This window comes from Pseudomonas sp. CFSAN084952, assembly GCF_009648855.1.
Lineage (GTDB): Bacteria > Pseudomonadota > Gammaproteobacteria > Pseudomonadales > Pseudomonadaceae > Aquipseudomonas > Aquipseudomonas paracarnis.
In genome coordinates this window covers 3,087,922-3,101,645 of the sequence record NZ_CP045767.1, presented here as the reverse complement: position 1 = coordinate 3,101,645, position 13,724 = coordinate 3,087,922, and the positions used below count along the sequence as shown (strand labels likewise).

Here is a 13,724-nt window from a genome sequence, read left to right as displayed (position 1 = left end):
GTATTTGTCATGGCCACTGCCGAAAGCACCAACGCAACCGAACAACCCAAAGACACCAACCCGCGCAAACGCAAAGTGATGCTGATCGGCCTGGCGCTGATCGTCATCCTCAGTGTGGTGGGCGTGTGGGCCTGGTATGAGTTCTACGGGCGCTTCAATGAAAGCACCGATGACGCCTATGTGAACGGCAACGTGGTGGAAATCACCCCGCTGGTCACCGGCACCGTGGTCAGCATCGGCGCCGACGATGGTGACCTGGTGCATGAAGGCCAGGTGCTGATCAATTTCGACCCCAACGACGCCGCAGTCGGCCTGCAAAGTGCCCAGGCCAACCTAGCCCGCACCGTACGCCAGGTGCGCGGTTTGTACAGCAACGTCGATGGCATGAAAGCCCAAGTCAATGCGCAGAAAGCCGATGTGCAAACCGCCCAGGACAACTACAACCGCCGTAAGACCCTGGCCCAGGGCGGCGCGATTTCCCAGGAAGAACTCTCTCACGCCCGCGACAGCCTGACCGCCGCCAAGAACGCCTTGACCAACCTTGAGCAACAACTCAAAACCACCAATGCCCTGGTGGATGACACGGTGATTTCGTCCCATCCCGATGTGCAAGCGGCCGCCGCGCAACTGCGCCAGGCGTACCTGACCAATGCCCGCAGCACCTTGATCGCGCCGGTCACCGGCTATGTGGCCAAGCGCACCGTGCAACTGGGCCAGCGCGTCCAGCCGGGCACGGCGCTGATGGCGGTGATCCCGCTGGACCAGCTGTGGATCGACGCCAACTTCAAGGAAACCCAACTGCGGGATATGCGCATCGGCCAGCCAGTGGATATCGAGTCGGACATCTACGGCAGCGACGTCAAGTACAGCGGCACCGTCGACAGCCTCGGCGCCGGCACCGGCAGCGCGTTCGCCTTGTTGCCTGCACAGAACGCCACCGGCAACTGGATCAAGATCGTGCAGCGGGTACCGGTGCGCATCCACATCAATGCTGAAGAGCTGGCCAAGCATCCGCTGCGCGTGGGCTTGAGCACCGTGGTGAATGTAGACCTGCACGACCAGAGCGGCCCGGTGCTGGCGAAACAAGCGCCGCAAAAAGCCTCGTTCACCACCAACGTGTATGACCGCCAACTGGCCGAAGCCGATGCCATGATCAACCAGTTGATCCATGACAACAGCGTCGCCGCTCCCAAGGCTGCGCAACGCTGATGAGCAATAACGCCTCGTTCACGCCACCCAGCCTGTTGATGGCCACTATTGGCCTGTCGCTGGCGACCTTTATGCAGGTGCTCGACACCACCATCGCCAACGTGGCGTTGCCGACCATCTCCGGCAACCTGGGGGTGAGTTCGGAGCAGGGCACCTGGGTGATCACCTCGTTTGCGGTGAGCAACGCCATCGCCTTGCCGCTCACCGGTTGGTTGAGCCGGCGCTTTGGCGAGGTGAAGCTGTTTTTGTGGGCGACCCTGCTGTTTGTGCTGGCGTCGTTCCTGTGCGGTATTTCCACCTCGATGCCTGAGTTGATCGGCTTTCGGGTGCTGCAAGGCTTGGTCGCCGGGCCGTTGTACCCGATGACCCAGACCTTGTTGATTGCGGTCTACCCTCCGGCCAAGCGCGGCATGGCCCTGGCGTTATTGGCGATGGTCACGGTGGTGGCGCCGATTGCCGGGCCCATCCTCGGCGGCTGGATCACCGACAGCTACAGTTGGCCGTGGATCTTTTTCATCAATGTGCCCATCGGTATCTTCGCGGTGATGGTGGTGCGTGCGCAGCTGAAAAAGCGCCCGGTGGTCACCAGTTACCAGCCGATGGACTACGTTGGGCTGCTGAGCCTGATCGTCGGTGTGGGAGCCTTGCAGATCATCCTCGACAAGGGCAATGACCTGGACTGGTTCGAGTCCAACTTCATCATCATCGGTGCGGCCATTTCGGTGATCGCCCTGGCGGTGTTCGTGATCTGGGAGATGACCGACAAGCACCCGGTGGTCAACCTGCGGCTGTTCGCGCACCGTAACTTCCGGATCGGCACCATTGTGCTGATCCTCGGTTATGCGGGCTTTTTCGGCATCAACCTGATCCTGCCGCAGTGGCTGCAAACCCAGATGGGCTACACCGCCACCTGGGCCGGGCTGGCGGTGGCGCCGATCGGCATTCTACCGGTGCTGATGTCGCCGTTCGTGGGCAAGTACGCGCACAAGTTCGACCTGCGCCTGCTGGCGGGCCTGGCGTTCCTGGCGATTGGCTTGAGCTGCTTCATGCGCGCCGGTTTCACCAACGAAGTGGACTTCACCCATATCGCCATGGTGCAGCTGTTCATGGGCATCGGCGTGGCGCTGTTCTTCATGCCGACCTTGAGCATTCTGATGTCCGACCTGCCGCCGCACCAGATTGCCGACGGCGCGGGGCTGGCGACCTTCCTGCGTACCTTGGGCGGCAGTTTCGCGGCGTCGCTGACCACCTGGATCTGGATCCGCCGGGCCGACCAGCACCATGCCTACATGAGCGAGAACATGACCGTCTACGACTCGACCACCCGCGATGCGTTGCAGGCGCTGGGTGGGGCAGGGCAGAAGGCCTATACCCAACTGGACCAGATTCTCACCAGCCAGGCGTACATGATGTCCACCGTGGATTACTTCACGTTGCTAGGGTGGATGTTCATGGGCTTGATGTTGCTGGTGTGGCTGGCCAAACCGCCGTTTACCGCAAAGGCCGGGCCGGCGGCTTCGGGGCACTGATCATAAGGTCAGCGCGGTTCCTGTGGGAGCTGGCTTGTGTGGGAGCTGGCTTGCCTGCGATGCAGACACCTCGGTGTATCAGATGCACCGAGGTGATGCTATCGCAGGCAAGCCAGCTCCCACAGGTTGATCGGTGTTGTGGCAGAGATTCAGGCGCCAGGCAGCGCGAGCTGCGGGTTGACGAAATCAAACGCCGCCAGCTGAAAGCCTTGCTCATCCACCTGCAACGCCCAGCCTTGCTTGTCCCAGTCCCCCAGCACAATGCGCTTGGCCGCCTGGTCGCCGATCTGCAACTTATGGATGGCGGGGCGGTGGGTATGGCCGTGGACCAGGGTGCGCACGCCAAACTGCTGCATCACCCGTGGCACTTCTTCAGGGGTGACATCGACGATGTCATTGGCCTTCATGCGCACCTGGGCGCTGCTCTCACTGCGCAGCTTGCGCGCCAGTTTATGGCGGGTGCCCAAGGGCAGGTGGCGCAGGATAAACAGCACAATCGGGTTACGCAGGATGCGCCGCAGCTTCATATAGCCGAGGTCGCGGGTGCAGAGGCTGTCGCCGTGCATCAACAGCACAGGCTCGCCATACAACTGCACGACCGTCGGGTCTTTGAGCAAGGTAGCGCCTGCCGCTTTGCAGAACGCCTTGCCGATCAGGAAATCGCGGTTGCCGTGCATGATGAAAATCGGGGTGCCGCTGTCGCTCAGCTCACGCAAAGCCTCGCAGATGGAGCGCTGGAAGGGGGTCATGCCATCGTCGCCAATCCAGGCTTCGAAGAAGTCCCCCAGAATGTACAACGCCTGGGCACCACGGGCGCGGCCGTGGAGCAGATCCAGAAACGCCCGGGTAATGTCCGGGCGTTCCTCTTCCAGATGCAAGTCTGAAATCAGCAATATCACGCTTCGATGATCTCGGCTTTCTCGACGATCACGTCTTCGGCTGGAACGTCCTGGTGACCGGCCTTGGAGGTGGTGGATACGCCTTTGATCTTGTCGACAACGTCAGTGCCTTGGGTGACTTTACCGAACACCGCGTAGCCCCAACCCTGCACGTTCTTGCCGCTGTGGTTCAGGAAGGCATTGTCGGCGACGTTGATGAAGAACTGCGCGGAGGCCGAATGCGGCTCCATGGTACGGGCCATGGCGACGGTGTACTTGTCGTTGGAAAGGCCGTTGTCCGCTTCGTTCTGGATGCTTGGACGCTTGTCTTTCTTCTCTTTCATGCCAGGCTCGAAACCGCCGCCCTGGATCATGAAGTTGCCGATGACACGGTGGAAAACGGTGTTTTCGTAGTGGCCGGCTTTCACGTATTCAATGAAGTTGGCGACGGTGATCGGCGCTTTCTCGGCGTTCAGCTCGATGACGATGTCACCGTGGTTGGTGGTCAGTTTGACTTGAGTCATGTTCACTACTCTTTTCAGGGAATTCGTGGGTGTGGGCGCCTGGGCACCTTACCTGTCTGGCTAAACGACGGCCAAGGCGCGCAGTTTAGCGTGCCCTGCGGGAATTTCGAGGTGGTTTTTTACCGCCCGGGCAATTAATTGGCCGCGCTCTGTATGTGTCTTGACTGCTTCGGCTATTATGAGCCCTTTGTTTTATCTGGCCCCACCTGGCCATGCACCTGTCTGTTCAAGGATCCTATGAGCAAGCCCACTGTCGACCCTACCTCGAATACCAAGGCCGGACCTGCCGTCCCGGTTAATTTCCTGCGCCCGATCATCCAGGCGGACCTGGATTCGGGCAAGCACACGCAGATCGTCACCCGTTTCCCGCCAGAGCCCAACGGCTACCTGCACATCGGCCACGCCAAGTCGATCTGTGTGAACTTCGGCCTGGCCCAGGAGTTCGGTGGCGTCACGCACCTGCGTTTCGACGACACCAACCCGGCCAAGGAAGACCAGGAATACATCGACGCCATCGAAAGCGACATCAAGTGGCTGGGCTTCGAATGGTCCGGTGAAGTGCGCTATGCCTCCAAGTATTTCGACCAGTTGTTCGACTGGGCCGTCGAGCTGATCAAGGCCGGCAAGGCTTATGTGGACGACCTGACCCCGGAGCAGGCCAAGGAATACCGTGGCACGCTGACCGAGCCGGGCAAGAACAGCCCGTTCCGCGACCGTTCGGTAGAAGAGAACCTGGACTGGTTCAACCGTATGCGCGCCGGCGAATTCCCGGACGGCGCCCGCGTGCTGCGCGCCAAGATCGACATGGCCTCGCCGAACATGAACCTGCGTGACCCGATCATGTACCGCATCCGCCATGCCCATCACCACCAGACCGGTGACAAGTGGTGCATCTACCCGAACTACGACTTCACCCACGGTCAGTCGGACGCCATCGAAGGCATCACCCACTCCATCTGCACCCTGGAGTTCGAAAGCCATCGCCCGCTGTACGAATGGTTCCTGGACAGTCTGCCGGTTCCGGCGCACCCGCGTCAGTACGAGTTCAGCCGCCTGAACCTGAACTACACCATCACCAGCAAGCGCAAGCTCAAGCAACTGGTCGATGAAAAACACGTGCATGGCTGGGACGACCCGCGCATGTCCACCCTGTCGGGCTTCCGTCGCCGTGGCTACACCCCGGCGTCGATCCGCAACTTCTGCGACATGGTCGGCACCAACCGCTCCGACGGCGTGGTCGATTTCGGCATGCTCGAATTCAGCATCCGTCAGGACCTGGATGCCAATGCACCGCGCGCCATGTGCGTGCTGCGTCCGTTGAAAGTCGTGATCACCAACTACCCGGAAGGCCAGGTCGAGAACCTCGAACTGCCGCGCCACCCGCAGAAAGAAGAGCTGGGCGTGCGCAAATTGCCATTCGCCCGCGAAATCTACATCGACCGTGACGACTTCATGGAAGAGCCGCCCAAGGGCTACAAGCGCCTGGAGCCGAATGGCGAAGTGCGCCTGCGCGGCAGCTACGTGATCCGTGCGGACGAAGCGATCAAGGACGCCGATGGCAACATCGTTGAACTGCGTTGCTCGTACGATCCGGACACCCTGGGCAAGAACCCTGAAGGCCGCAAGGTCAAGGGTGTGGTCCACTGGGTACCGGCCGCTGCCAGCATCGAGTGCGAAGTGCGCCTGTACGATCGTCTGTTCCGCTCGCCGAACCCTGAGAAGGCGGAAGACAGCGCGAGTTTCCTCGACAACATCAACCCTGACTCCCTGCAAGTACTCACTGGTTGTCGTGCCGAGCCATCGCTTGGCGACGCACAGCCGGAAGACCGTTTCCAGTTCGAGCGCGAAGGCTACTTCTGCGCGGATATCAAGGACTCGAAACCTGGTGCTCCGGTATTCAACCGTACCGTGACCTTGCGAGATTCGTGGGGCCAGTGATTTAAGGGAAACATCGTGCTAACGATCTACAACACGCTCAGCAAGACCAAAGAAGTCTTCAAGCCGCTGGACGGCAACAAGGTGCGCATGTACGTGTGCGGCATGACCGTGTACGACTACTGCCACATCGGCCACGGCCGCAGCATGGTTGCCTTCGACCTGGTGACCCGCTGGTTGCGTTTCAGTGGCTATGACTTGACGTACGTGCGCAACATCACCGACATCGACGACAAGATCATCAACCGTGCCAACGAAAACGGCGAGTCGTTCGATGCGCTGACCGAGCGCATGATCGCCGCCATGCACGAGGACGAGGCGCGCCTCAACATCCTCAAGCCGGACATGGAACCGCGTGCCACGGACCACATCCCTGGCATGCACGCGATGATCCAGACCTTGATCGACAAGGGCTACGCCTACGCCCCAGGCAACGGCGACGTGTACTACCGCGTCGCCAAGTTCATGGGCTACGGCAAGCTGTCGCGCAAGAAGATCGAAGACCTGCGCATCGGCGCGCGGATCGAAGTCGACGAAGCCAAGCAGGACCCGCTCGACTTCGTACTGTGGAAAGGTACCAAGCCGGGCGAGCCGAGCTGGGAGTCGCCGTGGGGCGCCGGGCGTCCGGGCTGGCACATCGAATGCTCGGTGATGTCCACCTGCTGCCTGGGCGAGACCTTCGACATTCATGGCGGCGGCAGCGACCTTGAGTTCCCGCACCACGAAAACGAAATCGCCCAGAGCGAAGCCGCCACCGGCAAGACCTACGCCAATGCCTGGATGCACTGCGGCATGATCCGCATCAATGGCGAGAAGATGTCCAAGTCCTTGAACAACTTCTTCACCATCCGCGACGTGCTGGAAAAGTACCACCCGGAAGTGGTGCGTTACCTGCTGGTGTCGAGCCACTACCGCAGCGCCATCAACTACTCCGAAGACAACCTCAAGGACGCCAAGGGCGCTTTGGAGCGTTTCTATCACGCGTTGAAAGGCCTGCCCGCGGTGGCACCTGCAGGCGGCGAAGCCTTCGTGGCACGTTTCACCGAAGTGATGAACGACGACTTCGGCACCCCGGAAGCCTGCGCCGTGCTGTTCGAGATGGTGCGCGAGATCAACCGCTTGCGCGAGACCGATATCGACGCAGCGGCGGGCCTGGCGGCGCGCCTGAAAGAACTGGCCAGCGTGCTGGGCGTGTTGCAGATGGAAGCCGATGACTTCCTGCAAGCGGGTGCCGAAGGGCGTGTGGATGCCGCTGAGGTAGATGCACTGATCCAGGCGCGTCTGGCGGCTCGCACCAATAAAGACTGGGCGGAATCCGACCGTATCCGCGACCAACTGACCGCGATGGGTGTGGTGTTGGAAGACGGCAAGGGTGGGACGACGTGGCGGTTGGCTGACTGACCGTTGAAAGCTGCACGCTGAATAAAAAAAACGCCCCGACTGGTTCGGGGCTTTTTTTTGCACTCTCGTTCCCACGCTCTGCGTGGGAATGCATACCGAGACGCTCCGCGTCGCCCGCTCGCCCGAGTGGGGCGGACGCGGAGCGTCCTGGGCGGCGTTACCACGCAGAGCGTGGGAACGATCTGCGCTCCTACAAAAACATCAGCGGCGGCTGCTGACTTCGGCGGGGACGTCATCACCGGCCATGCGTTTGCGGAACAGCGCCGTTCGCGCCAGCAGCAGTGTGGTGACCGGCACGGTGATCGCGAGCAAAATCGGAATCAACCAGCCGTGCAACACCGGCCCGGATTTGAGCGTTGAAAAATAAATGATCGACGCCAACGCCACGCTCCACGCCCCCAGCGTCGAGGCCAGTGCCGGCGGGTGCATGCGTTGGAAAAATTCTTTCATCCGCAGCAAGCCAATCGCGCCAATCAAGGCAAACAGGCTGCTGAGCAACAGCAACGCCGCCACGATAATCTCAACCCATAACGGCATCATTCAATCACCTCCCCACGCAGCAGGAATTTGGCCAGGGCGAACGAGCCGACGAAGCCGAACAGCGCGATCAATAGCGCTGCTTCAAAGTAAGTGTCGCTGGCATAGCGAATACCCAGGGTCAGCATCATCAGCATCGCCAGGATGTACAGGTAGTCCAGCGCCAGTACCCGGTCCTGGGCCGAGGGGCCTTTGAACAGGCGCACCAGGGTCAGCACCATGGCCAGGGAGAACAGGAACAGGCTGAACAGGATCGCATTGGCGAGCAGGGCGCTCATTCGAAGATCTCCATCAGGGGCCGTTCGTAGGCGTGCTTGAATTGCTGGATAAACGAGGCTTCGTCATCCAGGTCGAAAACGTGCAGCAGCAGGATGCTGCGGTCCAGGGCCAGTTCCGACCAGACGGTGCCGGGGGTCACGCTGGTGATCATCGCCAGCACCGCCAGGCCGTTGGCGTCGCGCAGGTCTAGGGGGATCTTGATAAAGCGCGAGCGCGGTGGGCGTGAGCCGCAAGTGAGTACGCCCCAGGCGACGTGCAGGTTGGAGATGATTACGTCAAGGCCGACCCGGAAAAACAGGCGGATGATCACCCCAGGGCGACGGATGCGGATCGGCAGCGGGCGCAGCGGCGCCATCATCAGCGGCGCAAGAAAGCCCAACAGTGCGCCCAGCAGCAGGTTGCCGGGGCTGATCGACAAGTTCAGCACCAGCCACAATACCCACAACGCCAACGACAGCCAGGGGGCCGGGAACAGACGTTTCATGGCTGCACCTCCAGGGCGGCGGCCTTGGCTTCAGGGCTGGGCACTGGGCGGGTCGCGAGCACTGCCATCACGTAGTGTTCCGGGTTGTTCAGGCTTTGGGCGGTGGCCTGGGTGTAGCGCATCAGCGCCTCGGCCTTGAAGGTCAGCGCGATGCTCAACCCCAGCAGCAGGAAGATCGGCACACACTCGTAGCGGCGCAGCAGCGGTGATGGGCGTTCTTCCGGGGTCCAGAAGCGCTGGATGCCGAGGCGGGCGAAAGCGATGAGCGAGGCCAGGCCAGAGAGAATCAGCAGCGCGACCAGGCCCCAGGCCGCCGGGCGGATGGACTCGTCCACGGCGTTGCCCAGGCCCAGTGGATTGATCAGCGCACTCAACAGGCTGAGCTTGCCGATAAACCCGGACAGCGGCGGCATGCCGATAATCAACAGCGCGCAGGCGATAAAGCTCAGGCCCAGGAAGGCCATGGTCCAAGGGATGACCTGGCCGATCACCGCTTTTTGCTCATCGTCCAGGTTCACACCCGGGCGCGGATGCAGCGATTCCATGGCTTTGGGCAGCGCATCAATCTCCTCATCCAGCGGCAGGTCGTTGGCCGAACGCGAACGCTCGATCAACTCCGCCAGCAAAAACAATGCACTCAGTGCCAGGGTTGAGCTGACCAGATAGAACAGCGCCCCCGCGGTCAGGCTCGGCTGGGCAAACCCTACCGCTGACAGCAGGATCCCGGCCGACACCAGGATACTCAGGCTGGCCATGCGCTCCAGGCGCTGCGCCGCCACCATCGCCAGTGCCGCGCAAATGATGGTCGCCATGCCGCCATACACCAGCCAATCCCCGCCAAACAGCGCCGAGGCGCCGGCCTGGCCGGAGAACAGCAGGGTCCACAGGCGCAGCACGGTGTACACGCCGACCTTGGTCATGATCGCGAACATTGCCGCCACCGGCGCGCTGGCCGAGGAATAGGCGGGCGCCAGCCAGAAGTTCAGCGGCCACATGCCGGCCTTGGCCAGGAACGCCGTAGCCAGGATCGCCGCACCGGCATGCAACAGGCCGCGATCCGCCTCCGGCACCAGCGGGATCTTCAACGCCAGGTCGGCAAAGTTCAGCGTGCCGGTGACGCCGTAGATCATCGCCGCGCCAATCAGGAACAGCGACGACGCCAGCAGGTTGATCGCAATGTAATGCAGCCCCGACGATACCCGCGCGCGGCCGGAACCGTGCAGCATCAGGCCGTAGGAGGCGGCCAGCAGCACTTCGAAGAACACGAACAGGTTGAACAGGTCGGCGGTGAGGAAGGCGCCATACAGCCCCATCAGTTGGATCTGGAACAGGGCATGGAAGCTGGTGCCCGCACGGTCCCAGCGGGCCATGGCGAACAGCAGCGCGCTGACGCCGATAACTCCGGTCAGCACCAGCATCATCGCCGACAGTTGGTCCACCACCAACACGATGCCGAACGGCACCTGCCAGTTGCCCGGCAGGTACACGCCAATGGAGCCGGGGCCGCTTTGTTGCGTCCAGTACAACAACAGGATGGCAACGCCCAGGCCGACGATGCTGGAGCACAGATTGATCTGGGCTTTGAGCGGGCGACGTTTCTCGCCCAGCATCAGCATCAGCCCGGCGGTGAGCAGCGGCAGCAGGATCGGCGCGACGATCAGTTGATTCATCCACGTCATTCCTTGGGCTCCCGGCCGTCTACATGGTCAGTGCCGGTGAGGCCCCGGGAGGCCAGCAGCACCACCAGGAACAACGCGGTCATGGCGAAGCTGATCACAATGGCCGTGAGCACCAGGGCCTGGGGCAGTGGGTCGGTGTAGTTGAGCAGGTCTTGGGGCACGCCGTCCTTGATGATCGGCTCCTTGCCGATAAACAGGCTGCCCATGCTGAAGATGAACAGGTTGACGCCGTAGGACAGCAGGCACAAACCCATGACCACCTGGAACGTCCGTGGCCGCAGGATCAACCAGACGCCGGAGGCCGCCAGGACCCCAATGGCTATTGCGATGACTTCTTCCATCAGGCGGCTCCTTCGGTTGCAGCAACCACTTTGGGCTGGTTGCTCGGTTTATGCGCGCGCACCGACTGGTGGCCGAGGGCGGTGAGCATCAACAGGGTCGAGCCCACGACCATGGCGTACACGCCGACGTCAAAGAACAGCGCACTGGCGATATGAATATCGCCCAGTAACGGCAGGCTGAAATGCCAGGTATGCGTAGTGAGGAACGGGTACCCGGCGAACAGCGCACCCAGCCCGGTCAAGGTGGCCGACAGCAGGCCGAAGCCCATCCAACGCATCGGCCGCAGGCTCATTTGCGCCTCGACCCACTGGGTGCCGGCAACCATGTATTGCAGGATAAACGCCACCGACATCACCAGCCCGGCGACGAAACCACCACCCGGTTGGTTGTGGCCACGCATGAACAGGTAGAACGACACCACCAGCGCAATCGGCAGCAGCAGGCGCACCAGCACCGCCGGCACCATCATAAAGCCCAGGGCGGTGTCGCTGGCCTGGCGCGAGTTGACCAGGTCGGTCGCCACGTCCGGCGCCAGTTGCCGCTGTTGGGGCGGCAACTCCATGCTTTCCTTGGATGGGCGGAAGCGGCGCAGCAAGGCGTACACGGTCAAGGCCACGGCGCCCAGTACGGTGATTTCGCCCAGGGTGTCGAAGCCACGGAAGTCCACCAGCATCACGTTCACCACATTGCTGCCGCCGCCTTCGGGCAGGGCACGGCTTAAGTAGAACGAGGAAATATCGTTGGGCGTCTGGCGGGTCAGCATCGCGTAGGACAACAGCGCCATGCCGCCGCCGACTACGGTGGACAGCAGCAAGTCACGCAGGCGGCGGATACGCGCCTTGCGCAGCGAGCTGGGCAGGGGTGAGACCTCTTCGATCCGCCGTGGCAGCCAACGCAGGCCAAGCAGGATCAACACGGTAGTGACTACTTCCACCACCAATTGGGTGAGGGCCAGGTCCGGCGCTGAGAACCACACGAAGGTGACGCAGGTCATCAGGCCGCACACGCTGACCATGGTCAGGGCCGCCAGCCGGTGGTACTTGGCTTGCCAGGCGGCGCCGAGGGCGCAGGCAATCGCCAGCAACCACAGGGTGACGAAGACGATGGACCCCGGGATTTTCGGGCGGTCGCCCCAACTGAGGCCACTGTTGATCATCGGGATCATCGCGCCGATCACTGCCAGCAGCACCAACAGGAACAACTGGGTTTGCAGGCGCTTGGTGCTGATGCGTTTCTCGATCCGGCGCACACCGCGCATCATCACCACCAGGCAGCGTTCGAAACCGCGCTTGCCGTTGAAGTAGCCGATCAGCGGCGGGTATTCGAAGCGGCCGCGCTTGAGTTGTTTGCGCAGCATCAGGTACAGCACCACGCCGCCGGTCATCGCCACCAGGCTCATGATCATCGGCGCGTTCCAGCCGTGCCAGATCGCCAGGCTATATTCCGGCAACGTACCGCCCACCACCGGCAGGGCGGCAGCGGCGAGGATCGAGCCGACCATCTGGGCCGGGAAAATCCCCACCAGCAGGCAGGTGAACACCAACAACTCGACCGGTGCACGCATCCAGCGCGGCGGCTCGTGGGGCGTGTGTGGCAAGTCGGTGGCGGGCGGGCCGAAGAACACATCCACGGTAAAACGCAGGGCATAGGCCACGCTGAATGTACCGGCAATGGTCGCGATCAGCGGCAGGGCGATTTCCACCCACTGAGTCGACGAGATAAACACGGTTTCGGCAAAGAACATCTCTTTGGACAGGAAGCCATTGAGCAACGGCACCCCGGCCATGGACGCGCTGGCGACCATCGCCAGGGTCGCGGTAAACGGGATCAGGCGCACCAGCCCGCTGAGCTTGCGGATATCCCGCGTGCCGCTTTCGTGGTCGATGATGCCCGCGGCCATGAACAGCGAAGCCTTGAAGGTGGCGTGGTTGAGAATATGGAATACCGCGGCAACAGCGGCCAGCGGGCTGTTAAGGCCCAGCAGCAGGGTGATCAGCCCGAGATGGCTGATGGTGGAATAGGCCAGCAGGCCCTTGAGATCGTTTTGAAACATGGCGCAGTAAGCGCCGAGGAGGAGCGTGAGGGCGCCGGCACCGCCGACGATCCAGAACCATTCTTCGCTGCCGGACAGCGATGGCCACAGGCGGGCCAGCAGGAACACGCCGGCCTTCACCATCGTCGCCGAGTGCAGGTAGGCCGAAACCGGCGTTGGCGCCGCCATGGCGTGGGGCAGCCAGAAATGGAAGGGGAACTGCGCGCTTTTGCTCAAGGCGCCGATCAGCACCAGGGCGAGCATGACCGGGTACAGCGAATGCGCGCGAATCTGATCGCCCGCCGCCAGCACCTGGTCCAGATCATAGCTGCCGACGATATGCCCCAGCAGCATCACCCCCGCCAACAGGCACAGCCCGCCGGCGCCGGTGACCATCAGCGCCATATACGCCCCGCGTCGCGCATCGGCACGGTGGTGCCAATAGCCGATCAGCAGGAACGAGAACAGGCTGGTCAGTTCCCAGAAGAATACGATCTGGATCAGGTTGCCGGAGATCACCAAACCCAGCATGGCGCCCATGAACGCCAGGAAAAACGCAAAGAAACGCGGCACCGGGTCGTCCGGCGACATGTAGTAGCGCGCATACAGCGACACCAGCGTGCCGATGCCCAGCACCAGCATCGAGAACAGCCAGGCAAACCCATCCATGCGCAACACGAAGTTCAGCCCCAGGCTGGGCAACCACATGAATTCTTCGCGGATCACGCCACCGTGGGCGATCTGGGGGTAGAGCAGGGCGACTTGAATAGTACCGACCAGCGCCACAAGGCCGGCCAACAGGGATTCGGTGTTACGTGCGTTATGCGGCAGCAAGGCCGCCAGACAGCTGCCGATAAAAGGCAGAAGCAGTAGAACTATCAGGGACATAGGCTTC

Annotated in this window: 12 protein-coding genes; 4 read left to right on the top strand and 8 right to left on the bottom strand. The window is 62.0% G+C overall.

Annotated elements, in window-relative coordinates; translation table 11 throughout:
- Positions 1-9 precede the first annotated feature (9 nt).
- Both GH769_RS13740 and GH769_RS13735 read left to right on the top strand, forming a co-directional pair.
- Positions 10-1,209: an efflux RND transporter periplasmic adaptor subunit gene (locus GH769_RS13740; RefSeq protein ID WP_032902822.1), complete on the top strand. Its 1,200-nt coding sequence runs from the start codon at positions 10-12 to the stop codon at positions 1,207-1,209.
- Positions 1,209-2,738, top strand: coding sequence for a DHA2 family efflux MFS transporter permease subunit (locus GH769_RS13735; RefSeq protein ID WP_003192178.1), 1,530 nt, complete (start codon positions 1,209-1,211; stop codon positions 2,736-2,738). The genes GH769_RS13740 and GH769_RS13735 overlap by 1 nt, the downstream gene beginning before the upstream one ends.
- A gap of 149 nt (positions 2,739-2,887) precedes the next feature.
- Here GH769_RS13735 and lpxH read toward each other — a convergent pair whose 3' ends face one another.
- Positions 2,888-3,637 (bottom strand): UDP-2,3-diacylglucosamine diphosphatase, encoded by a 750-nt coding sequence (gene lpxH / locus GH769_RS13730; RefSeq protein WP_003192177.1) that lies wholly within the window; start codon positions 3,635-3,637, stop codon positions 2,888-2,890.
- A complete protein-coding gene (locus GH769_RS13725; protein ID WP_014718940.1) occupies positions 3,634-4,140 on the bottom strand; it encodes a peptidylprolyl isomerase in 507 nt (168 codons plus the stop codon). Before GH769_RS13725 ends, lpxH begins: the two co-directional genes overlap by 4 nt.
- 237 nt (positions 4,141-4,377) lie before the next feature.
- Between GH769_RS13725 and GH769_RS13720 the strand changes: the two genes are divergently transcribed.
- Positions 4,378-6,078, top strand: a complete 1,701-nt coding sequence (locus tag GH769_RS13720; protein WP_003192174.1) for a glutamine--tRNA ligase/YqeY domain fusion protein — start codon at positions 4,378-4,380, stop codon at positions 6,076-6,078.
- A 15-nt stretch (positions 6,079-6,093) separates the two neighbouring features.
- Positions 6,094-7,476: a cysteine--tRNA ligase gene (gene cysS, locus GH769_RS13715; protein ID WP_032902823.1), complete on the top strand. Its 1,383-nt coding sequence runs from the start codon at positions 6,094-6,096 to the stop codon at positions 7,474-7,476.
- Positions 7,477-7,677: 201 nt separating this feature from the next.
- Here the strand turns inward: cysS and GH769_RS13710 are convergent, their stop codons facing one another.
- From GH769_RS13710 to GH769_RS13685, 6 genes are read right to left on the bottom strand one after another with little or no spacing between them, the layout of a single operon-like run.
- Positions 7,678-8,016: a Na+/H+ antiporter subunit G gene (locus GH769_RS13710; protein ID WP_014718935.1), complete on the bottom strand. Its 339-nt coding sequence runs from the start codon at positions 8,014-8,016 to the stop codon at positions 7,678-7,680.
- Positions 8,013-8,291: a K+/H+ antiporter subunit F gene (locus GH769_RS13705; RefSeq protein ID WP_003192168.1), complete on the bottom strand. Its 279-nt coding sequence runs from the start codon at positions 8,289-8,291 to the stop codon at positions 8,013-8,015. Before GH769_RS13705 ends, GH769_RS13710 begins: the two co-directional genes overlap by 4 nt.
- Entirely contained in the window at positions 8,288-8,776 is a 489-nt protein-coding gene (locus tag GH769_RS13700) for a Na+/H+ antiporter subunit E (RefSeq protein ID WP_014718934.1), read from the bottom strand. The genes GH769_RS13705 and GH769_RS13700 overlap by 4 nt, the downstream gene beginning before the upstream one ends.
- Positions 8,773-10,455, bottom strand: a complete 1,683-nt coding sequence (locus GH769_RS13695; RefSeq protein WP_032902824.1) for a monovalent cation/H+ antiporter subunit D — start codon at positions 10,453-10,455, stop codon at positions 8,773-8,775. Before GH769_RS13695 ends, GH769_RS13700 begins: the two co-directional genes overlap by 4 nt.
- The gene (locus tag GH769_RS13690) at positions 10,452-10,796 is read right to left on the bottom strand and encodes a Na+/H+ antiporter subunit C (RefSeq protein WP_003192163.1); all 345 of its coding nucleotides are present in this window, start codon (positions 10,794-10,796) and stop codon (positions 10,452-10,454) included. The genes GH769_RS13695 and GH769_RS13690 overlap by 4 nt, the downstream gene beginning before the upstream one ends.
- The gene (locus tag GH769_RS13685) at positions 10,796-13,717 is read right to left on the bottom strand and encodes a monovalent cation/H+ antiporter subunit A (protein ID WP_032902825.1); all 2,922 of its coding nucleotides are present in this window, start codon (positions 13,715-13,717) and stop codon (positions 10,796-10,798) included. Before GH769_RS13685 ends, GH769_RS13690 begins: the two co-directional genes overlap by 1 nt.
- Between the last annotated feature and the right edge of the window lie 7 nt (positions 13,718-13,724).